Below are 22,622 nucleotides of genomic sequence, written 5' to 3'. Positions count from 1 at the left end.
CCTAGCCTCGATCGGCTGGTGGAGGCGACGGAGAGTTGGCGGGTGCACCTCGAGATGCGACAGGTGGGCATGAAGTGGGTGATCGCCCGCGGCAATCGGTTGGATCGCCGGCGGACGACAAGTGTCGACGGCCGTGACCGCTGACCTCGCGGCGGCGGTCCGGGCGGCGCAGGACGGGGACGAGGACGCTTTCCGGCTCGTCTACCGGACCGTGCAACCAGGACTGCTGCGGTATCTGACGGTCCTGGTCGGCGCGGACGCGGAGGACGTGGCCTCGGAGACCTGGCTACAGATCACCCGCGACCTGGCCACCTTCGACGGCGGAGACGGCTTCCGGGCCTGGGCGGCGACGATCGCGCGGCACCGGGCGCTGGACCACATCCGGCACCGTCGGCGCCGTCCGGCGGTGGCGGTGCCGGTCGACACACTTGTCGAACTGCCGGGCGCAGATGACACCGCGGAACGAGCCACCGAGGAGATCGGTACGGACAGCGCGCTGGCGCTGATCGCCGCACTACCCCGGAAGGAGGCGGAGGCGGTGCTGCTCCGCACGGTGCTGGGGCTGGACGCGGAGAGCGCCGGTCAGGTGCTCGGCCGGCGGGCCGGGGCCATCCGCACCGCAGCTCACCGGGGACTACGCCGACTCGCCCAGCTGCTTGATCAGAACGAGGAAGGTCGTCCGGTCCGGGACACCGGGCGACCGACCGAGCCGCTGGCCGGCCGAACGCCGCCCGGCGGGCTGCGACCCAGCCAGCCACCAGCGCCGCAGTGAACCGGCGCGAGAGGGACGAGATGAGATTTCGCCGACCACGGCGCCCCGACCCGGAATCGGCCGACCGGATGCTGGACAACCCGGCCGGTGCGGTCGACGCGGACGGCGTTGCCCGGTTGCTCGCCGCCGCTGCCGCACCCGGGCGGCCGGACGAACTCACCGGTGAGGGCTCCGCGCTGGCCGCGTTCCGGGCCGCCCGCGCTGCCCAGCGAGTCACCGCCGCCGCGTCGCGCAAGCGCCGGCGCACCCTGGCCGGAGCCACCCTGTGGGCCACCGCTGGCGCCCTCGCGGTGACCGCCGGTATCGCGGTGGCGGCCGGCAACCAGATCATCGACTACCGGTCGGATTCGCCGAACAGCACCGCACCGGCGCCGGCACCTCCCGTGGGCAGCCGTACGCCGGGCGGCTCCGTCAGTCCGGAGGGCACCACCGGCGGGAGCGGATCCGCGAGCCCGGGTGGAAGCACGCCGACCCCGGGGCAGTCCAGCGGTTCGATCAATCCTTCGGTGCCGGGGCTGTGCAGCGCGTACCTGGCCAAGGACAAGAAGGACCGCGACAAGGCGCTGCGGACGCCGGCCTTCCAGCCCCTCACGGACGCGGCCGGCGGGCCGGCCGAGGTGGAAGAGTTCTGCCTGAGCATCGCCTCCGGGTCACCGGAATCCAGCCCGCCCGGAGCGAAACCGCCGGGCGCGAAGCCGTCCAAGGAGTCGAAGTCGCCAAAGGCCAAGAAGGAGAAGCCCGCCGGGTCGGACGGGAACTCCCAAGCCGAGGATGACGAGGACGAGGACGGATAACCGTCACGCCAGCGCGCGGCTCCGGGCGAGCACCAGGTCGCACATGTCGTCCAGGGCGGTCCGGCCGGGACCGGTGGGCAGCGCGGTGAGCGCCGAACGCGCCTTGTCGACGTACCGTTCCACCTCGGCGACGGACTCCGCGATGGCGCCGGAGTGCCGCAGCAGCCGCGCCGCGGCCCGCCGGCCGGGAGCACCGAGGGTTTCGGCGGCCAGCAGCCGCCGCAACCGGACGGCGGTGCGACCGCCGCCCCGGCTGACCCGCAGCAGCGGCAGCGTGGCCACGCCCTGCCGCAGGTCGGCGCCCGCCGATTTGCCGGACCGCTCGACCGACGCCGTCACGTCCAGGACGTCGTCGGTGAGTTGGAAGGCCATCCCCAGCGCCTCGCCGTAACCGCCGAGCGGGTCGGTCAGCTCGGCCGGGGCGCCGGCCGCCCGGGCGCCGAGCCGCACGGCCAGCGCGAACAACGCGGCAGTCTTGTCGGCGATGACGTTCAGGTAGTACACCTCCGGATCGTCCTGGGGTCGGGGGCCGAGAATCTCGCGGAGTTGCCCGGTCACCAACCGGGTCAGGATCCGCGACTGGTCGTCGAGCGCGGTCGAACCCATCGGTACGCAGAGTTCGGCCGCCTTGGCGATCAGGTAGTCCCCGGCCAGGATGGCGACCCGGTTGCTCCAGCGGGCGTTCACGCTGGCCACCCCGCGCCGGACAGTCGCCTCGTCGATCACGTCGTCGTGGTAGAGCGACGCCGTGTGCACGAGTTCCACCGCGGCGGCGGCGCGAATCACCTGCGTCGAGTCCCGATCACCGAACTGGGCGGCGAGCAGGGCCAGCACCGGCCGCAGCCGCTTGCCACCGGCCACGGTCAGGTGATTGGCGATCGCGGTGAGGAGTGGATCGTCCGGCGCGTGTACGGCTGATCGCGCGGTCAGCTCCACCTCCGCCAACGCTCCGCTCAACCAGTCCGTCAGTGCCTCGTCGGTGAAGGCCCACATCGCGACCACCGCCCTTTCTGAGCCGGCCGCCCGGTCGCCGAGTCTTCGGGCCGGGCCGCCTTTGACGGTGGTTCACGCCGGCCCGGCCGGCCTCCCCGCCCGGCGGGAACCAACTCCCCCAACCCGGGGATCACCCACTATCCCCGCGATCTAGGGCAGGTGGTCGTGATTTGATCTCCAATCACGACCACCTGCCCTAGATCAACGAGCGGTGGGGTCGAAGCGGCGTAGTCGGAGGCTGTTGGCGACCACGAACACCGACGAGAACGCCATGGCGGCGCCGGCGATCATCGGGTTGAGCAACCCGGCCGCCGCCAACGGCAGCGCCGCCACGTTGTACGCGAACGCCCAGAAGATGTTGCCCTTGATAATCCGCAGCGTCCGGCGGGACAGCGCAATCGCGTCGACGGCGGCCGTCAGGTCGCCCCGGACCAGGGTCAGGTCGGACGCCTCGATGGCGACGTCCGTGCCGGTGCCCATGGCCAGGCCCAGGTCGGCCTGGGCCAGCGCGGCGGCGTCGTTCACGCCGTCACCGACCATCGCCACCGTCCGACCCTCGGTCTGCAACCGCTTCACCACGTCGACCTTGTCGGCCGGCAGCACCTCCGCCACCACCCGGTCGGCGTCGATGCCAACCTCGGCGGCGACCGCCCGAGCCACCGCGGCGTTGTCCCCGGTGAGCAGCACCGGCGTCAGCCCCAGGCCACGCAGCCCGGCGATCGCCGCCCGGCTGGTCGGCTTCACCGTGTCGGCGACCACCAGCACGGCGCGGGCCCGCCCGCCCCACCCGACGAGGACCGCCGTACGACCGGCGGCTTCGGCCTCCGTGACCGCCTGTTCAACATCGGCCGGGATGGCGAGCCCTCGCTGCTCCAGCAGCCGCCGCCGGCCTACCACCACCGCCCGGTCGGTCACCGTGCCGGTCACCCCGAGCCCCTCGACGTTCGCGAATCCGGTGACCGGTGGCAGGGTGCCGACCCGGTCGACGGCCCCGGCTGCCACCGCCCGCGCGATCGGGTGCTCGGAGGCGTCCTCCAGCGCGCCGGCCAGCTGTATCGCCTCGGTCTCGTCGACGCCGTCGGCGGTGACCACGTCGACAAGGCTCATCCGGCCGGTGGTGACGGTGCCGGTCTTGTCGAGCACGACGGTGTCCACCGTCCGGGTGGACTCCAGCGTCTCCGGTCCTTTGATCAGGATGCCGAGTTGGGCGCCCCTGCCGGTGCCGACCAGCAACGCCGTGGGAGTGGCCAGGCCCAGGGCGCACGGGCAGGCGATGATCAGGACGGCGACGGCGGCGGTGAACGCGGCGGTCGGTCCCGCACCGGTGCCGAGCCACCAGCCGAGCGTCCCGGCCGCCAGCGCGATCACGATCGGCACGAACACCCCGGAGATCCGGTCGGCCAGCCGCTGCACGGCGGCCTTGCCGCTCTGCGCCTGCTCGACCAGCTTGGCCATCTGGGCGAGCTGGGTGTCGGCGCCGACCCGGGTGGCGCGCACCACGAGCCGCCCGCCGGCGTTCACCGTCGCTCCGACCACCACGTCACCCGGTCCCACCTCGACCGGCACCGATTCGCCGGTGAGCATGCTGGCGTCCACGGCCGAGGAACCCTCCTCGACCGCGCCGTCGGTGGCGATCTTCTCGCCCGGCCGGACCACGAACCGGTCCCCCACCGCGAGTTGGTCCACCGGGATCCGGGTCTCGGCGCCGTCGCGCAGCACCGCGACATCCTTGGCGCCCAGTTCCAGCAGCGCACGCAGGGCGGCTCCGGCGGTCCGCTTGGACCGCGCCTCGAAGTAGCGGCCGGCCAGCAGGAACACGGTCACCCCGGCGGCCGCCTCCAGGTAGATGTTGCCGGCACCATCGGCCCGGGAGATCGACAGGCTGAACGGGTGACTCATCCCCGGGACGCCGGCGGTGCCGAGGAACAGCGCCCATACCGACCACCCGAACGCGGCCAGGGTGCCGACCGACACCAGCGTGTCCATGGTCGCGGCACCGTGCCGCAGGTTGGTCCACGCGGCCCGGTGGAACGGCAGTCCGCCGTACGCCACCACCGGCGCGGCCAGGGTGAGCGACAACCACTGCCAGTAGGTGAACTGCCAGGCGGGCACCATGGCCAGGACGATCACCGGAACGGTGAGCACCGCGGAAACCCACAACCGGGTACGCGACGCGCGCAGCTCGTTGTCGGCGGCCGAGGCGCCCTCGTCCGGTCCGGCTCCCGAGGGCCGGGGCGGTGGCGGCACCGCGGCGGTGTAGCCGGTCTTCTCGACCGTCGCGATCAACTCATCGGGGCTTACCGCTTCCGGGTAGTGCACGGTGGCCTTCTCGGTGGCGTAGTTGACCGTCGCGGTCACCCCGTCCAGCCGGTTCAGCTTCTTCTCGATCCGCGCCGCGCAGGACGCACAGGTCATGCCGCCGATGGCCAGCTCGATCTGGTTGGTTGCGGTCTGCAAGGGTCGGTCGGTGGTGGGCATCGCGGCCTCCGGGATCAGGTGTGCGGGTGACCGGGCGTGCCGTGGTCGTCAGGGGTGGGCGCGACGGGCGTCCCGGCCGGACCCGGGCCGGCGGTGGGTGCCATGGACTCCGGTCCGACGGCGGGTTGGCCGGCGACCATCGTGAATTCCGCGGTACGGACCACGCCGGCGTGCTGGAAGTCGAGGTAGAGCCGGTACGTGCCGGTCGACGGCACCTCGGCCGCGAAGCGCACCTCAGGCCCCGGTGCGGTGCGCCCGTCGCCGGGCGAGCCCTCCGGATGGACGTGCAGGTAGGCGAGGTCACCCTGGCGGAGCATCACCAGGTGCCCGTACGCCCCGAGGTACGGCTGGAGGTCGGTCACCGGCTCTCCGTCCCTGCTCACGGTCAGGGTCAGGGGACTTGTCGCGCCCGGACGCAGGGTCCCCCCGATGGTGACGGTGTAGCCGTCGACGGTCGTGCTGCTTGCCGGAGCGGGCAGCGGCACCGGCGTGAACGCTCCACCGACGGCGACGTCGACGCCCAGGGTCAGCGCCTCGGCGCCGGTGGGTTTGAAGTCGGCGAAGAGCCGCCAACTGCCCGGCGCGCTCAGCGGGGTCGGCACCCGCCAGGTGCCGTCCGGGTCCAGTTCGGGGTGCACGTGCCGGAATCCGGAGAGGTCCCGGCGGGCGGCGATCAGGTGCATCCGCTTGTCGTGTTCGACGTCGTACGCGGTGATCGGCCGCCCGTCCACCCCGTTGATCCGGAAGGCGAACTCCCCGGCGGGGGAGTTCACCGGCACGAGGGAGTAGCCGCGGTCGGACACCTGCAATCCGCCCGGCGGGTGTCCGCCGGACGAACCCTCTGGCCCGTCACCGCCATGCGCTCCGGCGGAGTCGTGACCGCCGGCGGCGTCATGGCCTGCCTCGGCGGCGGGGGTGGTGGCACCGCCTGGCCCGGCGATCTGGCCGGCGCCGTAGGTGACCGCGAAGACCGCCACGAGGCCGAGGGCGAATCCGCCCAGTCTGGTTGCCGTGTTCATCGCCGACTCCCTGGTCGTCGTGGTAACTGCGGCGTCTCCGGTCAGGAGCCGACGAGTTCGTATCCGGCCTCGTCGACGGCCTCCCGGACCCGCTCGGCCGGCAATGGGCTGTCACTGTCGACGGTGACCGTGCCGGCGGCCAGGTCGACCCGCACGTCCTGGACACCGGCCAGGGCGCCGATCTCCGTGCGGACCGCGTTGACGCAGTGCTCGCAGGTCATGCCCTGAACCTGGTAGGTGGCGGTGGTGGTGGTCATCTCGGTTCCTCCTTCTGCCATGCCCGAACAATACCCCCAGGGGGTAAAGTCGAGAAGCCGGTGTGCGGCTCGTCACCCATACCCGGTGGGGGTAGGCGACCATAGCGTACGATACCCCCGCCCCGTACGCGCTATCCTTCTTCCATGACCACGTCACCGAGCCCGGTCCGGGGCTACACCGCCAGCAAGGACCAACTGCTGGCCCGGCTGCGCCGCGTCGAGGGCCAGGTACGCGGCATCGAGAAGATGGTCGACGACGACCGTTACTGCATCGACGTGCTCACCCAGATCTCAGCCATCCAGGCCGCCCTCGACAAGGTCGCGCTGGGCCTGCTCGACGGTCACGCGCGACACTGCATGCGGGAGGGCGCCGAGGAGGGACGGGCCGACGAGATGGCCACCGAGATGATGGCAGCGGTGGGCCGCCTCATGAAGCGCGGCTGACCGGCCGTCGGCTACAACCACCCACGGCGCTTGAAGGCCACGTAGAGCCCGGTGCAGACCAGGATCATCAGGCCGAGCGCGAACAGGTACCCGTACCGCCAAGCCAACTCGGGCATGTGCGTGAAGTTCATCCCGTACACCGAGGCGATAAGCGTCGGGGCGAACAGGATCGCGGCCCACGCGGACACGCGCTTGATCTCCTCGTTTTGCTCGTAACTCGCCTCGGTGAGGCTCTTCATCTCCTCGTTCTGCCGCTGCCCGACCATTGTGGCGTTCACGGTCAACATGTTCTGCAGCAGTTGCCGGAACCCGTCGACCCGCTCCACCACCCGGGTCAGGTGGTCCGCGACATCACGCAGGTAGCGACGTAGCTCCTCGCCGGAATCGTGCCGGGCGAGCCAGGCGTCGAGCGCGCCCAGCACCGGCCCGAGCGGGCGAACGGACCGCTGGAACTCGATCACTTCCCGGGTCAGCTGGTAGATCCGCCGGCTCACCATCGGCTCGCCACCGAAAACCTGCGTCTCGATCTCGTCGATGTCGTTCTCCAGACCGGCGACCACCGGGGCGTACCCGTCCACCACGCGGTCGAGGATGGCGTACAGCACGGCCTCCGGGCCGGCGGCCAGCAGCCGCGGATCGCACTCCATCCGGCGCCGGACGGCGACCAGGTCCGGTGCCTCGCCGTGCCGGACGGTGATCACGAAGCCGGGGCCCAGGAACACGTGCAACTCGCTGAACCGGAGTTCCTCCGGGGTGTCCAGGTAGCGGGCGGCGCGAAGGACGACGAACAGCGTCTCGCCGTACCATTCGAGCTTCGGCCGCTGGTGCGCGGAGATGGCGTCCTCCACCGCCAGCTCGTGCAGCCGGAACGCCCGGGCCAGCGAGGACAGTTGCGCGGCGTCCGGCCGGTACAACCCGATCCAGGCCATCGCGTTCTCCTGCGTGCGCAGGCGGCGATAGGTGTCGGCGAGGGTGGTCGGGGACGCGCGACGCCGGCCGTCGATGTACACCGCGCTGTCGATCATGCTGCCCGGACCGGAGCCACGGTTCGGTTCGGCGGGCAGCGTTTCGGACATCCGGCTTCCTTCCGGGACGGGCCGGACCGTGCCAGTGCCCGGCGACGAGCCGGCACGGGGTACCCGTTCGCGCGCCCGCAATGCCCCCAGCGACGCCACCAGGTCCCGGCGACCAGGCCGCACCCTCGTCCCCGGCACGCCATCGGGCCGACCCGCGCTATTGACGCCGGTGTAACTCCTGTCCTACGGTCGTCGAAACGCTTAGTCGAAGCGTTTCGACGGCCGCGTTCCGTCGACGCCGGGCTGGCTGGGCATGGGCTCACGGCCCTCGCTTCGCTCGGTGCGTTCGCTCATGCCCGGGAGGTGTGCGATGGCCACCATGCACGATGTCGCCCGCCTCGCCGGAGTCTCGGTCAGCACCGTGTCGTACGTGCTGACCGGCACCCGCCCGATCTCCCAGCCCACCCGGGACCGGGTGCACGCCGCCATGGCCGAACTCGGCTACCAACCCAACGCGATGGCTCGCGGCCTGGCCAGCCGGCGCAGCCGCATCCTCGGTCTGCTCATGCCGATGGACGAGCGCGGCCTGGGGGCCACCGAGACCGCCTTCGTCACCGGTGCCACCGCCGCCGCCAGCGCGGCCGGCTACCACCTCGTGCTCTCCCCCGTGGGAGCCGACGACGTCGACGATCTTCGCAGGCTGGCCACCCAACGGATGTTCGACGGTGCCCTGCTGATGGAGGTACAGACCGCCGACGCCCGGGTCGCGGTGCTGCGCAGGGCCGGCGTTCCCCTGGTGCTCATCGGCCGCACCGGCGACGACACGGGGCTGTCGTACGTGGACATCGACTTCGACCAGACCGTCCGGGACGCGGTCGATCACCTCGTCGGCCTCGGCCACCGCCGCATCGTCTACGTCAATCACTCGGCGGCGGCGATCGCCAGCGGGTACGGTCCGGCGCTGCGCAGCCGGGACGCGTTCGAGGCGGCGATGGCGGGGCACGGACTGGAACCGCTGATGATCACCGCTGAGGACAGCGCGGCGAGCGGTCGCGCGGCCCTCACCCGGGCCCTGGCCGAGGCCCCCGACCTGACCGCCATCCTCGCCATGAACGAGAACGCCGTCTTCGGCATCCTCGGCGGGCTGACCCTGCGCGGCCTGTCCGTGCCGGACGACGTCTCCGTCGTCTCGATGGTCACCTCGCCAAAGGTCGCCGACCTGGCCACCCCGGCACTGACCGCGATGGCGTCACCCGGCTCGGCGCTCGGCCGCATCGCGGTCGAGGCGTTGCTGCGCCACCTCGCCGGCGAGACCGACGCGCTCCACCAGCAACTCCTGCCCTGCGTGCTGGAGACCCGGGGCTCCAGCGCGGCCGCCCGCCGACCCGCCGGACCGAGGGACGGCGACGGTCCGCCCGACAGTAAGAGCGCCGGGCCCCCCGGCGGCAAGAAGGAAGATGCCCGCCGTCGCGCTGCAACGCGACGACGGGCGTGAAGTACCGGCTCGATACTCGAGGAGAATGGTAATGCACCGAATCCGCACAATAGTCGCGGCGGTCGCCGTGGCCGCCGTCGCGACGACATCCCTGACCGCCTGCGGCGGAGACGACGACGGCGGCAGCGACGCCAAGGTTCTCAAGCTGTGGCACTACGAGGGTGCGACAAGCGCGATGGGCGTCGCCTGGGACAGGGCCATCGAGATCTTCAAGGCCGAGCACCCCGGGGTCGAGGTGCGGTTCGAACGCAAGGCGTTCGAACAGATCCAGCAGAACGCCGCCATGATCATCAACTCGTCCGAGGGTCCGGACGTGATGGAGTACAACAAGGGCAACGCCACCTCCGGGCTGCTGTCCAAGCAGGGATTGCTCGCCGATCTCACCGCCGAGGCGGAGAAACGCGGTTGGGCCGACGCGCTCAGCCCCAGCCTGCAGACCACCGCCCGGTACGACGACAAGGGCGTGATGGGCTCCGGCAAGTGGTTCGGCGTACCGAACTACGGCGAGTACGTGATGGTCTTCTACAACAAGGATCTGTTCGACAAGCACGGCGTCCAGGTGCCGACCACCCTCGCGGAGATGACCGCCGCGATGGACACCTTCGTCGGCAAGGGCGTCACCCCGATCGGCACGGCGGGGGCCGAGTATCCGGCCGGTCAGCTCTTCTACCAGCTGGCGCTGTCGAAGGCCGACCGGGCCTTCGTCGACAACTACCAGCTCTACAAGAACCCGGTCGACTTCGCGGCCGACCCGCTGCGCTACGGCGCCGAGACGTTCGCCGACTGGGCCCGCAAGGGATACCTCGCCAAGGACGCCGCCAGTGCCAAGGCGGAGGACATGGGCACCGCGTTCATCGCCGGCAAGACGCCGATGATCGTCTCGGGTAGCTGGTGGTACGGCCGGTTCAAGACGGAGATCAGGTTTGACTGGGACAGCTTCCTGTTTCCCGGCAACAAGCTGCACGCCGGCTCGTCCGGCAACCTCTGGGTGGTGCCGGAGAGCAGCAAGGCCAAGAACCTGGCGTACGACTTCATCGACATCACGATGCGCCCGGAGATCCAGGAACTGATCGGCAACAACGGCGGCGTCCCGGTCAAGGCCGACCCGTCGAAGATCACCGACCCGAAGGACCAGAAGCTGATCGAGAACTTCAACACGGTAAGCGGGCAGGACGGCCTCGCCTTCTATCCGGACTGGCCGGTCCCGGGCTACTACGACGTGCTGGTCGGTGGCTTCCAGTCGCTTATCAACCAGTCCAAGTCCCCGGACCAGGTGCTCGCCGACATCGCCAAGCCGTACGCCGACGGCGTCGCCGAGATCAAGCAGGGCTGAGCGACCAAGCGGGGGACGCGGGGGCGGGCACGTCCCCTCCCGCCGCCAGCTCGCCGCCGCCGGCCCGCCGCCGCCAGCTCGGCCGCCGTCGGACCGGCGGACGCCCGCGCCCGCCCGCACACCGGAGGGATTCTGATGGCTGCACCCGACACCCTCACCGGCCGGAGCCCGACGCCGCCCAGTGCCGCCCAGTGCCGCCGGCGGGGCCGTGGCGACGCCGCGTACTGGCTCTTCCTGCTGCCCGGCGCGGTGCTCTTCGCGCTGGTCATCGCCGGTCCGCTGGTCTACACCGGCTACCTCTCGCTGACCCGGTGGTCCGGCGTCGGCGACCCGACCTTCGTGGGGCTGGACAACTACCAGCGGTTGCTTGACGACGCGGTGTTCTGGACCTCGTTCCGCAACACGCTCGCGATGATCGTGGCGATGGTCGTGGCGCCCACCCTGACCGGACTGGTCCTCGCGGCGGTCCTGTTCGACGTCATCGGCCGACGGTTCCGGCCCCGCACCGTCGCCGCCCTGCGAGCCGCCTTCTACCTGCCCCAGGTACTGCCGGTGGTGGTGGCGGGCATCCTCTGGGGCTGGATCCTGCGCCCCGACGGCACCCTGAACGGGCTGCTCGACACGGTCGGGCTCGGGGCGCTGCGGCACGACTGGCTCGGTGACCCGGACACCGCCCTGCCGACGGTCATGGCGGTGATGATCTGGGTGCAGATCGGCTACCCGCTTGTCGTCTTCATGGCCGCGCTGCAGCGGGTCGACCCCGAGTTGTACGAGGCGGCCGAGCTGGACGGCGCCGGCTGGTGGCACCGGTTCCGGGCGATCACCCTGCCGCAGATCCGGCCGGAGACCTTCGTCGTCGCCCTCACCTGCACCATCGCGGCAATGAAGGTGTTCGGGCCGATCTACGCGCTGACCCGCGGCGGGCCGGAGAACGCCACAAACGTGCCGGCGTACTTCGCCTACTACACGTTCTTCAAGAAACTCCAGGTCGGCTACGGGTCGGCGATCTCCGTCGTGCTGACGCTGATCATCGTGGTGGTGGCGGTGCTGTTCATCCGCGCCCAGTACCGCACCGAGCGACGGGAAGGGAACGCCTGATGGCCGTCACCCTCGGCACGCCGGCCGCCCGATCCCCGGCCACCCCGGCCGGCACCGGCCGGCCGGTCGACCGGCGCCGGCGCGACCGGCACCACCGGGGCGTCGGTCGGTGGGCCGTTCTCGCCGTGGTCACCGCCGGCGCGCTGCTCATGCTGGTGCCGTTCGCCCTCATGCTGCTCAACGCGTTCAAATCACCCGGGCAGTACAGCTCAGAGGGGCCGCTGAGCTGGCCCGACGAGTTCTACACGCAGGGCCTGCGGACGTACTGGACGGCTGTCGACTTCCCCCAGAAGGTGTGGAACTCGGCGCTCATCTCCGGTTCGGTCGCGGTGCTCGCCGTCGCCGTCTCGCTGCTCAACGCGTACGCGCTGGGGGTGGGCCGGGTCCGCGGCCGGCTCTGGATCGTCGGCCTGTTCCTGCTGGCCAACATGCTGCCGCAGGAATCGCTTGTGTATCCGCTCTACCACCTCGCCAAGGAGGTCGGGCTCTACAACACCCGGCTCGTCGTGATCATCATCTTCACGGTGATCCAGAGCGCGTTCGGCACGTACCTGCTCGCCTCCGTACTCGGCACCTTCCCGCGTAGCCTGCTGGAAGCCGGAGCGCTGGACGGCGCGGGCAAGTGGACGATCCTGTGGCGGATCATCCTGCCCAACGTCCGGCCCACCTGCGCGGTGCTGCTCGTCTTCTTCTTCATCTGGACCTGGAACGAGTTCCTCATCCCGCTGGTGATGCTCATCGACAACGAGACCCAGACCATTCCGGTGGCGCTCGCGTCGTTGCAGGGTGACCGGTTGATGGACGCCCCGACCACAAACGCCGGCACGCTGATCAGCCTCGTGCCGGCCATCCTGTTCTTCTTCATCTTCCAGCGGACGCTGAGTCGCGGCATCACGGCAGGAGCCGACAAGTGAAGTTCACCGACGGATACTGGCAACTGCGCCCCGGGGTCACCGTGCTGCGCCCCGGCACCGTCGAGTCGGTGGAACCCGACGAACGCGGCTTCACCGTGTTCGCCCCGACCGGCCAGGTCACCGGCCGCGGAGACACGTTGAACCGGCCGGTGGTGACGGTCCGGTTCTTCTCCCCCGCGCCCGGCGTGGTGGGAGTGACAATCGGGCACCACTCCGGCGGGCTGTCCAGGCAGCCCCGGTTCGCGTTGGCGACCCGCGACGACCACCCGGTAGCCGTGGACATCACCGGAATCAGCGCCACGTTGACGACCGGCGAACTGACCGCCCGGGTCATGCTCGTCGATGGATGGTGGGTCGACTTCCTCCGCGGCGACCGGCTGGTCACCTCATCCACCGCGCGCAGCATCGGCATCGTCTCCGACGCCGACGGCCGCACGTACGTCCACGAGCGGCTGGCGTTGGGGGTCGGCGAGACGATCTACGGGCTGGGGGAGCGGTTCGGCGCGTTCGTCAAGAACGGCCAGACCGTCGACATCTGGAACGCCGACGGCGGCACGGCAAGCGAGCAGGCATACAAGAACATCCCGTTCTATCTGAGCAGCGCCGGCTACGGCGTCTTCGTCGACCATCCCGAACACGTGTCGTTCGAGGTCGGCTCGGAGGTCGTCTCGCAGACCCAGTTCAGCGTCGAGGGACAGTCACTCACCTACCACCTCATCGACGGACCGACCCCCAAGGACGTGCTGCGCCGGTACACCGACCTCACCGGCCGGCCGGCCCGGTTACCGGCCTGGTCGTACGGGCTGTGGCTGTCCACGTCGTTCACCACCTCGTACGACGAGAAGACGGTGACCGAGTTCATCGACGGGATGGCCGAACGGGACCTGCCGCTGTCGGTCTTCCACTTCGACTGCTTCTGGATGCGGCAGTTCCACTGGGTCGACTTCCTGTGGGACCCGGCCACCTTCCCCGACCCGGAGAGCATGCTGCGCCGGCTGCACGACCGCGGGCTCAAGGTGTGCGTCTGGATCAACCCGTACATCGCCCAGCGCTCCTACCTGTTCGAGGAAGGTCGCCGGGCGGGCTACCTGGTCCGCAACCCGGACGGTTCGGTCTGGCAGTGGGACCACTGGCAGGCCGGGATGGCCCTTGTCGACTTCACAAACCCGGACGCCGCCCGCTGGTACGCCGGAAAGCTCAAGGCGCTGCTCGACATGGGGGTCGACTGCTTCAAGACCGACTTCGGCGAGCGGATCCCGACCGAGGTGGTGTGGCACGACGGGGCGGACCCGCAGCGGATGCACAACTACTACTCGTACGTCTACAACCGGACCGTCTTCGAACTGCTGGAGGCCGAACGCGGGGTGGGCGAGGCGGTGCTCTTCGCCCGCTCGGCCACCGCCGGTGGGCAACAGTTCCCGGTGCACTGGGGTGGCGACTGCGAGGCCACCTTCGTCGCGATGGCCGAGTCGCTGCGCGGCGGGCTGTCCCTCGCCGCCTCCGGATTCGGCTACTGGAGCCACGACATCGGCGGGTTCGAAGGCACCCCCGACCCGGCGGTGTTCAAGCGGTGGATCGCGTTCGGGCTGCTCTCCTCGCACTCCCGGCTGCACGGCTCGGGGTCGTACCGGGTGCCGTGGGCGTACGACGACGAGGCGGTCGACGTGCTACGCCAGTTCACCCGGCTCAAGCTGCGACTGATGCCCTACCTGGCCGCCACGGCCGAGCAGGCGCACCGGGAGGGGATCCCGGTGATGCGGCCGATGATTCTGGAGTTCCCCGACGACCCGACCGCGGCCTTCCTCGACCGGCAGTACATGCTCGGACCCGACATCCTCGTCGCCCCGGTGTTGAGCGCCGACGGCCAGGTCACGTTCTGGGTGCCGGCCGGCACCTGGACCCACCTGATCACCGGCGAGCAGCTCACCGGACCGGCCTGGGTCCAGCAGAAACACGGCTTCGACAGCCTGCCGGTGCTGGCCCGGCCCGGAGCGGTCATCCCGTTCGGGTCGGTCACCGACCGCCCGGACTACGAGTGGGCCGACGGGGTCGATCTGCGGATGTTCGCGCCGGTCCCGGGGCAGCGGACCCTGGTACGCGTTCCCGCCCCGGACGGCCGGCCCGGGGCCGGGTTCGAGGTACGGTACGCGGACGGGACGGCCACCGCCGACCTGGTGTCCGGCAGCGCGTCCACGTACACCTGCACCGTGGTCGGGACGGGAGGGAACCGATGACGCGGGAGCTGCCCGCCGGCTTCCGGTGGGGTGCCGCCACGGCGGCGTACCAGATCGAGGGCGCGGCCGACGAGGACGGCCGGGGGCCGTCGATCTGGGACACCTACAGCCACACCACCGGCCGTACACGCAACGGCGACACCGGCGACGTGGCCGCCGACCACTACCACCGGTGGGCCGAGGACCTCACCCACCTGGCCGAGTTGGGGCTGGGGGCGTACCGGTTCTCCATCTCCTGGCCCCGGGTGCAACCGGGCGGCGCCGGTCCGGTCAACCCCAAGGGCATCGACTTCTACTCCCGGCTGGTGGACCGCCTGCTGGAACTCGGCATCGCGCCGGTCGCCACCATGTACCACTGGGACCTGCCGCAGGAGCTGGAGGACGCCGGTGGCTGGCCGGCACGCGACACGGCGCTGCGCTTCCAGGAGTACGCGGCCCACATCGTCGGCGCGCTCGGCGACCGGGTGCACACCTGGACCACCCTGAACGAGCCGTGGTGCTCGGCTTACCTGGGCTACGGGTCGGGCGTGCACGCCCCCGGGCGCACCGAGTCGGCCGGGGCGCTGGCCGCCGTACACCATCTGAACCTGGCGCACGGCCTGGCCGGCCGGATGGTCCGGGAGCTGGCGCCGGCGGCGGACCTGTCGGCCACCTTGAACCTGCACGTCATCCGGCCCGTGTCGGAGTCGGCGGCCGACGCCGACGCGGTGCGCCGCATCGACGCGCTGGCCAACCGGGCGTTCCTCGGTCCGATGCTCGACGCCGCCTACCCGGCCGACCTGCTCGCCGACACCGCCGCGGTCACCGACTGGTCGTTCGTCCGGGACGGCGACGAGCGGACCGTGGCCGTGCCGCTGGACGTCCTGGGAGTCAACTACTACTCGACCACGCTGGTGCGGGCCTGGGACGGCCGCTCGACCCGGTCGACAGCCGACGGGCACGGTCGATCCGAACACAGCCCGTGGATCGGCGCGGACACCGTCGAATTCCTGCCCCAGCCCGGTCCGCACACCGCCATGGGCTGGAACATCGACCCATCCGGCCTCACCGAGCTGCTGCTCCGGCTGCACCGGGAACACCCCGGCCTGCCGCTGATGATCACCGAGAACGGCGCGGCGTTCCCGGACCTGGTGGCCGACGATGGCGCCATCCACGACGAGGCCCGGGTCGACTACCTGCGCCGGCACGTCGCGGCGACGCTGGACGCCGTGGCCGCGGGGGCGGACGTGCGCGGCTACTTCGTCTGGTCGCTGCTGGACAACTTCGAGTGGGCGTACGGCTACGACCGCCGCTTCGGCATCATCCACGTCGACTACGCCACCCAGGCGCGCACCTGGAAGGACAGCGCGCACTGGTACCGCCACCTGGTAACCAAGGGCCCGTCATCATCGCTTTCCGGATAGGACGGGCCGCCGATTAACGCCGACGACGGGGCCGCGGACGACGCCTCGCCTCCCCGAATCGACCAGGCGCCGCGGGTCGACCCTGACGTCGACCTGCACGAGCCTGCCGACCGGCGCGAGCTGGCCGCCGGCCGGTGGTCGGTCCTCGCCGCGATCTCGGCCGGCGGCGTCCTCGGCGCCCTCGGCCGGACGCTACTCCAGCAGGCGGCTCCCACCCGCGCCGGCGGATTCCCGTGGGCCACCTTCACCATCAACGTCACCGGATGTCTGCTCATCGGGATCCTCATGGTGCTCGTCAGCCGGCGCTGGCCGGACCGGCGGCTGCTCCGCCCGTTCGCCGGGGTGGGCGTCCTCGGCGGGTTCACCACCTTCTCGGCGTACGCGCTGGAGGTGCACGAGGCGGTCGCCGTCGGCGCCGTCCCGGTGGCCCTCGGCTACCTCGCCGGAACGGTGTTCGCGGCTCTGCTCGCCGTGACGGCGGGCACCGCGCTCGCGGAACGACTGGTGCCGGAGCTCCGGAGATGAACCTGCTGCTGGTGGCCCTCGGCGCGGCGGTCGGCGCGCCGCTTCGCTACCTCGTCGACCGGGCGGTCCAGACGCGGCATGCCTCGGTCTTCCCATGGGGCACCCTCGCGGTGAACGTGATCGGCTCGGCCCTGCTCGGCCTGGTCGCCGGCCTTCCCGCCGATCCGGCGGTCATCGCGCTGGTGGGCACCGGCTTCTGCGGCGCCCTCACCACCTACTCGACGTTCAGCTACGAGACGCTCGGGCTGGCCCGTGCCGGCGACCGCTGGCTGGCCCTGGCCAACGTGTCGCTCAGCGTGGTGGCCGGGCTGGCCGCCGCGTACGGCGGCCTGGCGGTCGCGCACGCGCTGACCCCCTAATCCGCCGTCCCGCCATCCCCAGACATCCGCGATCTTGCGCTTTTGGTCCTCAAAAAAGGTACATAAAGCCCGTAACGGCAACCCAAAGTCCAAGATCGTCGCCTTACGGCGCGGGCTGGTCGGCGCAGGTGGAGCCGGTCAGCGGAGGGTGGAGGCGGTGACCGACGGGTTGCGGGCGCCGAGGAAGAAGATGCCCGGGAAGCCTCGGGTGGCGAACCCGTCGCTCGGGTTGCGGCGCAGCGTCGAACTCTCGATCTTCATCGTGCCGGTGCGGTTGTTGCTCACGAAGAAGACCGCTCCGCCGCCCTCGTTGGCATGGTTGTCCTCGATGATCGTGCCGGCGATCCGCACGGTGAACTCGTTGCCGTCGCAGTAGATCGCTCCACCGCTGCCGCCACCCGGCGTACCGCCCCGCGCCGGGTTGGCCCCCCGGCCGAGCGCCGAGTTGCCCGACAGCACGCTGTTGAGAAACACCCAGGACACCCCGATGCTGCTGGTCGCGCCGCCGTTGGAGCACTTCCCGCCGGTGAAGGTGCTGTTCACCACGTACACCGGCTGGTTGTCGTGCTGGCTAAGCACCCGCAGCGCGGCACCACCCAGGTCAGGTCCGGTGCCGTCGCAGCGGTTGCCCTCGAACCGCGAGTTGACCACCTTGAACCGGCCGCCCCGGACGAAGATCGCGCCACCGCCACCGCCCTCCGCCGTCTGCCCGGTCGAGTTCCCGCCCGTGAACCTCAGGTTCTGCACGGTGAGCCGCGGATGATCCTGGTTCTGGCAGTGCGACGTGGTCCAGCCCTGTGCGCCGTCACACGTGTTCATGTAGAGAATGCGGCGCTTGCCACCGCCGCTGAGGGTGACCTTGCCGCCGCCGTCCAGCACGACCTGCGGACCGTTGGCGTTGCGCACCTTCGCGGTCGCGGTCATCGTGATGGTCACCGGATCCGGTCCGCAGTCGAAGGTGATGATCCCGCCCGCCGCCACCGCAGCCACCACGGCCTGAGAGGTGCAACTCGCCGGCGTACCCTTGCCGATCTTGCGGGTGGGCCGGCTGGTGTCCACCGCCCGCGCCTCGGCCGGCACCGTGGCGCGACCGCTCGGGTTACCGGTGCGGAAGGCGACCGGCCGCGCGGCCGACGCGCTCGGCTTCGCCGCCCCGAACCCGACCGCCGCGGACGCCTCGGCCGAGGGCGGCGAGGTCTGGTCGGCCGTCGTCGCGGTCGGGGACGCCGCCGCCGGGCCGCCCGGATCGGGCGCCGACGAGCCGCAACCGGCAAGACCAACGCCGACCAGCAGGGAGAGCACGAGCGACACGGGGAGGGAGTGGGAACGCACCCGCCGATGTTAGGGCTCGGCCGGCCCGGCCGGCGACCACCGGCCCGGGGTTTAAGGCCGCGCTAAGGGACCGGGCGGGCCGACCCCGAGAGCGGGCCGTCCGCGCGGCCACCCGAAACGGGTACGCAACACCGGGGCGCTACCGTCCGGTGTGCGCACCCCACTGACGATCGCCGCCGCCCAACCCGCCTGCCGGCCGTACGACGTGGCGACAAATGCCGCCGCGCACGCCGCCGCGGTCCGCGCGGCCGGAACGCGCGTGGTCGTCTTTCCCGAGATGTCACTGACCGGGTACGAGTTCGACGTCGACCCGGTGCCCGTAGACGACGCCCGGCTGGATCCGATCGTGCGGGCATGTGCCGAGAGCGGCACCGTGGCCCTGGTCGGCGCGCCGGTGGCCGGCGGATCCGATCCCACCGGCCGGTCCGACCCGCCCGGCCCCAGCGCTGTCTACATCGGAGTGATGGCGGTCAGCGGGACCGGGGTGGCCGTCGCGTACCGCAAGATGCACCTCGGTGGCGAGGAGCCGGCCCGGTTCACACCCGGAACGACGCCCGCGCTTGTCGAGGTGGACGGCTGGCGGCTGGGCCTGGCGATCTGCCGGGACACCGGGGTGCCGGCGCACGCGGCGGCGACGGCGGCGCTCGGCATCGACGCGTACGTCGCAGGCGTGCTGGAACACCCGGCGGACGCGGGCGTCCCGGCGGAGCGGGCCAGGCGGATCGCGGCGGCGCACGGCGTGTGGGTGGTGATTGCCAGCTTCGCCGGGCGGGCCGGCGGTCGCTACCCGCGGTCGCCTGGCGGATCCGCGATCTGGCGCCCGGACGGGGCGGTCGTGGCCGAAGCCGGACCGGCACCGGGCGCCGTCGTCAGTGCGACGCTCCAGCGGGACTGACCGCCCGGGACACATCGACGCGGATGCCGCTCAGCGGACCGGTACACCCGCCCGGGCGCGCAACTGGCCGGCGGTCAGGTCGGCCAGATAGGCCGGTCCGCCGGGCTGCTGCCAGCGCCCGCCGTCGGCGAGCCCCCCGACGTCGACCGGCTGGAAGCCGATCTGCTCGACCAGGTCGAGCGCCGTCCACTTGGCACCGTCGTCGTCCCCCGAGACCGGGATCCCGTACCGCTCCAGGGCGCCCGCCTCGTGCCCGAAGTCGCGCAGGTGGTCCCAGCGCATCGTGTTGAACGCCTTGACCACGTGCGCGGCCGGCAGATGTCGTTGGATCACCTCGCTGGAGGTCAGCCCGTCCAGTTCGGGTACGGGACCATCCCGCTCCGGGACGTAGTTCGTGGTGTCGACGACCGTTGTGCCGGTCAGCTCGTCGGCCGGCAGATCCCGGTACCGCCCGAACGGAATACTCACCACCACGACCTGCCCGAACCGGGCCGCCTCCGGTGGGGTCACCGGCCGCACGCGGGGAAGGGCCTGGGCCACCGGGGCGAGTGACTCCGGATCCCGGGAGTTCGACACCGCCACCTCGTGGTCGGCGGCGGAGAAGTGTCGGGCCAGCGTGCCGCCGATCCGGCCGCACCCGATGATGCCGATCCGCACGAGCCTCCCCCTTCCGCACCCTGTTCTCCCGCTGGTTTGTGCCCGCATCCCCGTCTCAGCTGGCCCCAAACGCGCCACCGGCGAATGTCCGTCCGACCGATCGGCGGTTGCCGGTTCGGCTGCGCGACCATCGGTCGGCAGCCGACGATCGAGCCGGGGGCAATGCGCATGAGGCCGACGCTGCGGCCACCGATCGAACCGACGCTGGCCCGGTCCCTGCCGGTCGTGCCAGACGGTGGTTCCTGCCCGGGCGGCTGCCTGCTGGAGCCCAAGTTCGACGGGTTTCGGGCCATCGTCTTCCGGCAGCCCGGCGGGGTCTATGTCCAGTCCCGGGCGGGCCGGCCACTGCACGGTTACTTCCCGGACCTGGCCGGGGTGGTCGCCGACACGCTGCCGCCCGGCGTGGTGCTGGACGGTGAACTGGTCGTCTGGGACGGCGAGCGGACCAGCTTCGCCCGCCTCCAGCAGCGGCTGTCGGCCGGGCGGCGGGTGACCGACCTGGCCCGCAGGTACCCCGCCCACCTGGTCACCTTCGACCTGCTGGAGGTGCCCACCGACGGGCCGCTGCTGGACCGACCGTTGGCGGAGCGGCGCCTGCTGCTGGGCCGGCTGCTGGCCGGCCTGCCACCACCGCTCACGCTCTGCCCGCAGACCACCGACCGGGACGAGGCGCTCGGTTGGTTGGCCGACTGGTCCCCGGCCGGGGTGGAGGGCCTGATGGTCAAGGCGGCGGCCGGCCGCTACCAGCCGGGTCGCCGGGCCTGGGGGAAGTACCGCTACCGGACCACCACCGAGGCCGTCGTCGGCGGTTACACCGGGGCGCTGGATACGCTGCTTTACGGCCGGTACGACGAGACGGGTCGGCTGCGGTACGCCGGACGGAGTGGACCGTTGACACCCGGCCAGCGCCGGGAGATCGCCCCGCTGCTGCGCCCGACCAGCCGGCACCCGTGGCCACACCCGCTGCCGGCCGCCTGGTCCGGCCAGCTTCCCCGACCAGAGCCGCTCCCGTACGAGCGGGTGGAGCCGACCGTCGTCGCGGAGATCTCGGTCGACACCGCGTACGAGTGGCGCCGCTGGCGGCACCTGGTACGGCACCTGCGGGTCCGCTCCGAGATGCGACCCTCACATCTTCCGAGCCGAAGCGAGGACGGCCTCCCCGGCTGATGCTGCCTCCCAACTCGGATCGCGACCGCTGAGTGCCAAGGCCCGGTCGAAGACGGATGCGGTGTCGGCGACCGGGACCGGCGTAGCGTAAATGCCCATCTGCCGGCCCTGCTCGGCCATCTCGGTGACGAATCGGTGCGTCACCTCGGCGACGTCACCGTCCCAGTGGTAGTCCTGGCCGGTCGCGCGGGCCAGATCCCAACCGTGGATGGCAAGGTCGCTGGCGAGCATGGTGGCGATCATCGGAGCCGGCATCTCGGCCGCACCCATCTGGACCATGCCGTTCGACGAGCCCGGGTGAGCCCAGGCCACCACGGCGGCGCGGCTCTCCTCGTCAAATCGGTCGGCCCACTCCACGGTCATGAGATCGTGACTCCACAATTCCTCGGGCACTGGTCGCCGACGGCCGGCTAGATGCAGCGCGCTCGCGACTTGCAGGAGATGGTTGGTCAGGGCGCGTACGTTCCATTCGACGCAGGGGGTGGGGGCCTGGAACTGGCCGGGCCCGACTCCACGTACCACGGTCGCCGCCATACTGATCGACTTGTCCAGAAGCATGAACGCAGGCTAGAAGAGGTTGCCGGACCGGTCTTGAACAAACACGACGCGGCTGGCCGATCTTGCTAGCCTGCACCCGTGCCGGCGATTCTCAACCCCGGTGCGGGCCGGGACAAGTTCCTGTTCAGCGCGTCCGATGCTGCGCCGACGCTGCGCGCGTTCGTCGCCCACTACTGGACCGTCACCTGGGACCTGCGCGGACAGGAACCCTACGAGCAGCACGTGTTGCCGTACCCGGTGGTCAACATGACGTTCAAGCCCGGCCGGTGCCGGATCGCCGGCGTACCCCGTGGACGGTTCACCGAGACGCTGCGGGACGCCGGACGGGTGTTCGGGGTGCGCTTCCATCCGGGTGGATTCCAGCCATTCCTCGGCGCACCGGTCTCCTCCATCACCGACCGGTTCGTCGCGGTCGAGGATGTCTTCGGCGAAGCGGGACACGACCTCGCCGATGCGGTACTCGCGGTCGATGACAAGGCCGCCGTGACGGTCATGGATGAGTTCCTCACCACACGTGCACCCCGGCAGCCCGACCCGGCCACACAGTTGGCCGCGACCATCGTCGCCCGCATCGCGGTCGAGCCCGGCATCACCCGGGTTGACGATCTGGCCCGCGACTTCGACCTTTCGGTGCGTCAATTGCAGCGCCTGTTCGCCGACTACGTCGGCGTCGGCCCGAAATGGGTGATCCGCCGCCACCGCCTCCACGAAGCCGCCGCCCGAGCCGCCGCCGGATGCCGCCTCGACCTCGCCGCGCTCGCCACCGAACTCGGCTACAGCGACCAGTCCCACCTCACCCGAGGATTCGCCCGCGTGGTGGGCGTACCTCCTGCCCGCTACGTCCGGGCACAATAGCGGGCCGATAACCGGGTGCGCTGG

At 71.2% G+C, this 22,622-nt stretch carries 22 protein-coding genes; 14 read left to right on the top strand and 8 right to left on the bottom strand.

All coding sequences use genetic code 11. From position 1 onward, the window contains the following. Positions 1 to 133: 133 nt before the first annotated feature. Together ACFQUZ_RS13505 and ACFQUZ_RS13500 are read left to right on the top strand one after the other, a co-directional pair. The gene (locus ACFQUZ_RS13505; RefSeq protein WP_377441823.1) at positions 134 to 772 is read left to right on the top strand and encodes an RNA polymerase sigma factor; all 639 of its coding nucleotides are present in this window, start codon (positions 134 to 136) and stop codon (positions 770 to 772) included. Between the two features lie 20 nt (positions 773 to 792). After that, positions 793 to 1,566, top strand: coding sequence for a hypothetical protein (locus ACFQUZ_RS13500; protein WP_377441821.1), 774 nt, complete (start codon positions 793 to 795; stop codon positions 1,564 to 1,566). Positions 1,567 to 1,569: 3 nt separating this feature from the next. Here ACFQUZ_RS13500 and ACFQUZ_RS13495 read toward each other — a convergent pair whose 3' ends face one another. The 4 genes from ACFQUZ_RS13495 to ACFQUZ_RS13480 form a co-directional block, all read right to left on the bottom strand. Continuing rightward, positions 1,570 to 2,559, bottom strand: a complete 990-nt coding sequence (locus ACFQUZ_RS13495; protein ID WP_377441819.1) for a polyprenyl synthetase family protein — start codon at positions 2,557 to 2,559, stop codon at positions 1,570 to 1,572. 201 nt (positions 2,560 to 2,760) lie between these two features. Beyond that, positions 2,761 to 5,037: a heavy metal translocating P-type ATPase gene (locus ACFQUZ_RS13490; RefSeq protein ID WP_377441818.1), complete on the bottom strand. Its 2,277-nt coding sequence runs from the start codon at positions 5,035 to 5,037 to the stop codon at positions 2,761 to 2,763. Between the two features lie 14 nt (positions 5,038 to 5,051). Continuing rightward, positions 5,052 to 6,056, bottom strand: coding sequence for a hypothetical protein (locus tag ACFQUZ_RS13485; RefSeq protein WP_377441816.1), 1,005 nt, complete (start codon positions 6,054 to 6,056; stop codon positions 5,052 to 5,054). Between the two features lie 41 nt (positions 6,057 to 6,097). After that, the gene (locus tag ACFQUZ_RS13480; RefSeq protein WP_377441815.1) at positions 6,098 to 6,334 is read right to left on the bottom strand and encodes a heavy-metal-associated domain-containing protein; all 237 of its coding nucleotides are present in this window, start codon (positions 6,332 to 6,334) and stop codon (positions 6,098 to 6,100) included. Positions 6,335 to 6,457: 123 nt separating this feature from the next. Between ACFQUZ_RS13480 and ACFQUZ_RS13475 the strand changes: the two genes are divergently transcribed. Further along, positions 6,458 to 6,757, top strand: a complete 300-nt coding sequence (locus ACFQUZ_RS13475; protein WP_377441813.1) for a metal-sensitive transcriptional regulator — start codon at positions 6,458 to 6,460, stop codon at positions 6,755 to 6,757. Positions 6,758 to 6,768: 11 nt separating this feature from the next. On the opposite strand, the gene corA is transcribed toward ACFQUZ_RS13475, so the two are convergent. Then, the gene (gene corA / locus ACFQUZ_RS13470; protein WP_377441811.1) at positions 6,769 to 7,833 is read right to left on the bottom strand and encodes a magnesium/cobalt transporter CorA; all 1,065 of its coding nucleotides are present in this window, start codon (positions 7,831 to 7,833) and stop codon (positions 6,769 to 6,771) included. Between the two features lie 310 nt (positions 7,834 to 8,143). Here corA and ACFQUZ_RS13465 point away from each other — a divergent pair, with 310 nt between their 5' ends. The 8 genes from ACFQUZ_RS13465 to crcB all read left to right on the top strand — a co-directional run bounded on the left by ACFQUZ_RS13465 (position 8,144) and on the right by crcB (position 17,134). Then, positions 8,144 to 9,268, top strand: coding sequence for a LacI family DNA-binding transcriptional regulator (locus ACFQUZ_RS13465; RefSeq protein ID WP_377441809.1), 1,125 nt, complete (start codon positions 8,144 to 8,146; stop codon positions 9,266 to 9,268). Positions 9,269 to 9,299: 31 nt separating this feature from the next. Then, positions 9,300 to 10,601 carry an extracellular solute-binding protein gene (locus ACFQUZ_RS13460; protein WP_377441807.1) on the top strand — a complete coding sequence of 434 codons (1,302 nt, stop codon included), beginning with the start codon at positions 9,300 to 9,302 and terminating at the stop codon, positions 10,599 to 10,601. A gap of 135 nt (positions 10,602 to 10,736) precedes the next feature. Then, positions 10,737 to 11,699, top strand: coding sequence for a carbohydrate ABC transporter permease (locus tag ACFQUZ_RS13455; protein ID WP_377441805.1), 963 nt, complete (start codon positions 10,737 to 10,739; stop codon positions 11,697 to 11,699). Next, the gene (locus tag ACFQUZ_RS13450; RefSeq protein WP_377441803.1) at positions 11,699 to 12,613 is read left to right on the top strand and encodes a carbohydrate ABC transporter permease; all 915 of its coding nucleotides are present in this window, start codon (positions 11,699 to 11,701) and stop codon (positions 12,611 to 12,613) included. The genes ACFQUZ_RS13455 and ACFQUZ_RS13450 overlap by 1 nt, the downstream gene beginning before the upstream one ends. Next, positions 12,610 to 14,847, top strand: coding sequence for an alpha-xylosidase (gene yicI, locus ACFQUZ_RS13445; protein WP_377441801.1), 2,238 nt, complete (start codon positions 12,610 to 12,612; stop codon positions 14,845 to 14,847). Before ACFQUZ_RS13450 ends, yicI begins: the two co-directional genes overlap by 4 nt. Continuing rightward, positions 14,844 to 16,250, top strand: a complete 1,407-nt coding sequence (locus ACFQUZ_RS13440; protein ID WP_377441799.1) for a GH1 family beta-glucosidase — start codon at positions 14,844 to 14,846, stop codon at positions 16,248 to 16,250. The genes yicI and ACFQUZ_RS13440 overlap by 4 nt, the downstream gene beginning before the upstream one ends. 57 nt (positions 16,251 to 16,307) lie before the next feature. After that, positions 16,308 to 16,775, top strand: coding sequence for a fluoride efflux transporter FluC (locus ACFQUZ_RS13435; protein ID WP_377442008.1), 468 nt, complete (start codon positions 16,308 to 16,310; stop codon positions 16,773 to 16,775). Further along, complete coding sequence (gene crcB / locus ACFQUZ_RS13430) at positions 16,772 to 17,134, top strand: fluoride efflux transporter CrcB (RefSeq protein ID WP_377441797.1); 363 nt, start codon at positions 16,772 to 16,774, stop codon at positions 17,132 to 17,134. Before ACFQUZ_RS13435 ends, crcB begins: the two co-directional genes overlap by 4 nt. A 138-nt stretch (positions 17,135 to 17,272) precedes the next feature. Here crcB and ACFQUZ_RS13425 read toward each other — a convergent pair whose 3' ends face one another. Further along, complete coding sequence (locus ACFQUZ_RS13425; protein ID WP_377441795.1) at positions 17,273 to 18,466, bottom strand: hypothetical protein; 1,194 nt, start codon at positions 18,464 to 18,466, stop codon at positions 17,273 to 17,275. A 151-nt stretch (positions 18,467 to 18,617) separates the two neighbouring features. On the opposite strand from ACFQUZ_RS13425, the gene ACFQUZ_RS13420 reads away from it, so the two are divergent. Next, positions 18,618 to 19,361, top strand: coding sequence for a carbon-nitrogen hydrolase family protein (locus tag ACFQUZ_RS13420; RefSeq protein ID WP_377441793.1), 744 nt, complete (start codon positions 18,618 to 18,620; stop codon positions 19,359 to 19,361). Positions 19,362 to 19,391: 30 nt separating this feature from the next. Here ACFQUZ_RS13420 and ACFQUZ_RS13415 read toward each other — a convergent pair whose 3' ends face one another. Next, on the bottom strand, positions 19,392 to 20,018 hold the full coding sequence (locus ACFQUZ_RS13415) for an NADPH-dependent F420 reductase (protein WP_377441792.1): 627 nt from the start codon (positions 20,016 to 20,018) through the stop codon (positions 19,392 to 19,394). Positions 20,019 to 20,186: 168 nt separating this feature from the next. Between ACFQUZ_RS13415 and ACFQUZ_RS13410 the strand changes: the two genes are divergently transcribed. After that, entirely contained in the window at positions 20,187 to 21,185 is a 999-nt protein-coding gene (locus ACFQUZ_RS13410) for an ATP-dependent DNA ligase (protein WP_377441790.1), read from the top strand. Here the strand turns inward: ACFQUZ_RS13410 and ACFQUZ_RS13405 are convergent. Further along, a complete protein-coding gene (locus ACFQUZ_RS13405; RefSeq protein ID WP_377441788.1) occupies positions 21,144 to 21,743 on the bottom strand; it encodes a TIGR03086 family metal-binding protein in 600 nt (199 codons plus the stop codon). The genes ACFQUZ_RS13410 and ACFQUZ_RS13405 overlap by 42 nt on opposite strands. A gap of 78 nt (positions 21,744 to 21,821) precedes the next feature. On the opposite strand from ACFQUZ_RS13405, the gene ACFQUZ_RS13400 reads away from it, so the two are divergent. Next, positions 21,822 to 22,598 carry a DUF6597 domain-containing transcriptional factor gene (locus ACFQUZ_RS13400; RefSeq protein WP_377441786.1) on the top strand — a complete coding sequence of 259 codons (777 nt, stop codon included), beginning with the start codon at positions 21,822 to 21,824 and terminating at the stop codon, positions 22,596 to 22,598. Positions 22,599 to 22,622: the final 24 nt, after the last annotated feature.

It is taken from the genome of Plantactinospora sp. GCM10030261, assembly GCF_042666615.1.
Taxonomy (GTDB): domain Bacteria; phylum Actinomycetota; class Actinomycetes; order Mycobacteriales; family Micromonosporaceae; genus KBS50.
Note: the sequence above shows the minus strand (reverse complement) of the source record. Positions and strands in the feature narration are given on the sequence as shown.

Excerpts from the sequence above, each read along its gene's own strand:
- ACFQUZ_RS13500 (WP_377441821.1), top strand. The coding sequence starts at position 793 with ATGAGATTTCGCCGACCACGGCGCCCCGACCCGGAATCGGCCGACCGG.
- ACFQUZ_RS13495 (WP_377441819.1), bottom strand. The coding sequence starts at position 2,559 with ATGTGGGCCTTCACCGACGAGGCACTGACGGACTGGTTGAGCGGAGCG.
- ACFQUZ_RS13490 (WP_377441818.1), bottom strand. The coding sequence starts at position 5,037 with ATGCCCACCACCGACCGACCCTTGCAGACCGCAACCAACCAGATCGAG.
- ACFQUZ_RS13485 (WP_377441816.1), bottom strand. The coding sequence starts at position 6,056 with ATGAACACGGCAACCAGACTGGGCGGATTCGCCCTCGGCCTCGTGGCG.
- ACFQUZ_RS13480 (WP_377441815.1), bottom strand. The coding sequence starts at position 6,334 with ATGGCAGAAGGAGGAACCGAGATGACCACCACCACCGCCACCTACCAG.
- ACFQUZ_RS13475 (WP_377441813.1), top strand. The coding sequence starts at position 6,458 with ATGACCACGTCACCGAGCCCGGTCCGGGGCTACACCGCCAGCAAGGAC.
- corA (WP_377441811.1), bottom strand. The coding sequence starts at position 7,833 with ATGTCCGAAACGCTGCCCGCCGAACCGAACCGTGGCTCCGGTCCGGGC.
- ACFQUZ_RS13465 (WP_377441809.1), top strand. The coding sequence starts at position 8,144 with ATGGCCACCATGCACGATGTCGCCCGCCTCGCCGGAGTCTCGGTCAGC.
- ACFQUZ_RS13460 (WP_377441807.1), top strand. The coding sequence starts at position 9,300 with ATGCACCGAATCCGCACAATAGTCGCGGCGGTCGCCGTGGCCGCCGTC.
- ACFQUZ_RS13455 (WP_377441805.1), top strand. The coding sequence starts at position 10,737 with ATGGCTGCACCCGACACCCTCACCGGCCGGAGCCCGACGCCGCCCAGT.
- ACFQUZ_RS13450 (WP_377441803.1), top strand. The coding sequence starts at position 11,699 with ATGGCCGTCACCCTCGGCACGCCGGCCGCCCGATCCCCGGCCACCCCG.
- ACFQUZ_RS13440 (WP_377441799.1), top strand. The coding sequence starts at position 14,844 with ATGACGCGGGAGCTGCCCGCCGGCTTCCGGTGGGGTGCCGCCACGGCG.
- crcB (WP_377441797.1), top strand. The coding sequence starts at position 16,772 with ATGAACCTGCTGCTGGTGGCCCTCGGCGCGGCGGTCGGCGCGCCGCTT.
- ACFQUZ_RS13410 (WP_377441790.1), top strand. The coding sequence starts at position 20,187 with ATGAGGCCGACGCTGCGGCCACCGATCGAACCGACGCTGGCCCGGTCC.
- ACFQUZ_RS13405 (WP_377441788.1), bottom strand. The coding sequence starts at position 21,743 with ATGCTTCTGGACAAGTCGATCAGTATGGCGGCGACCGTGGTACGTGGA.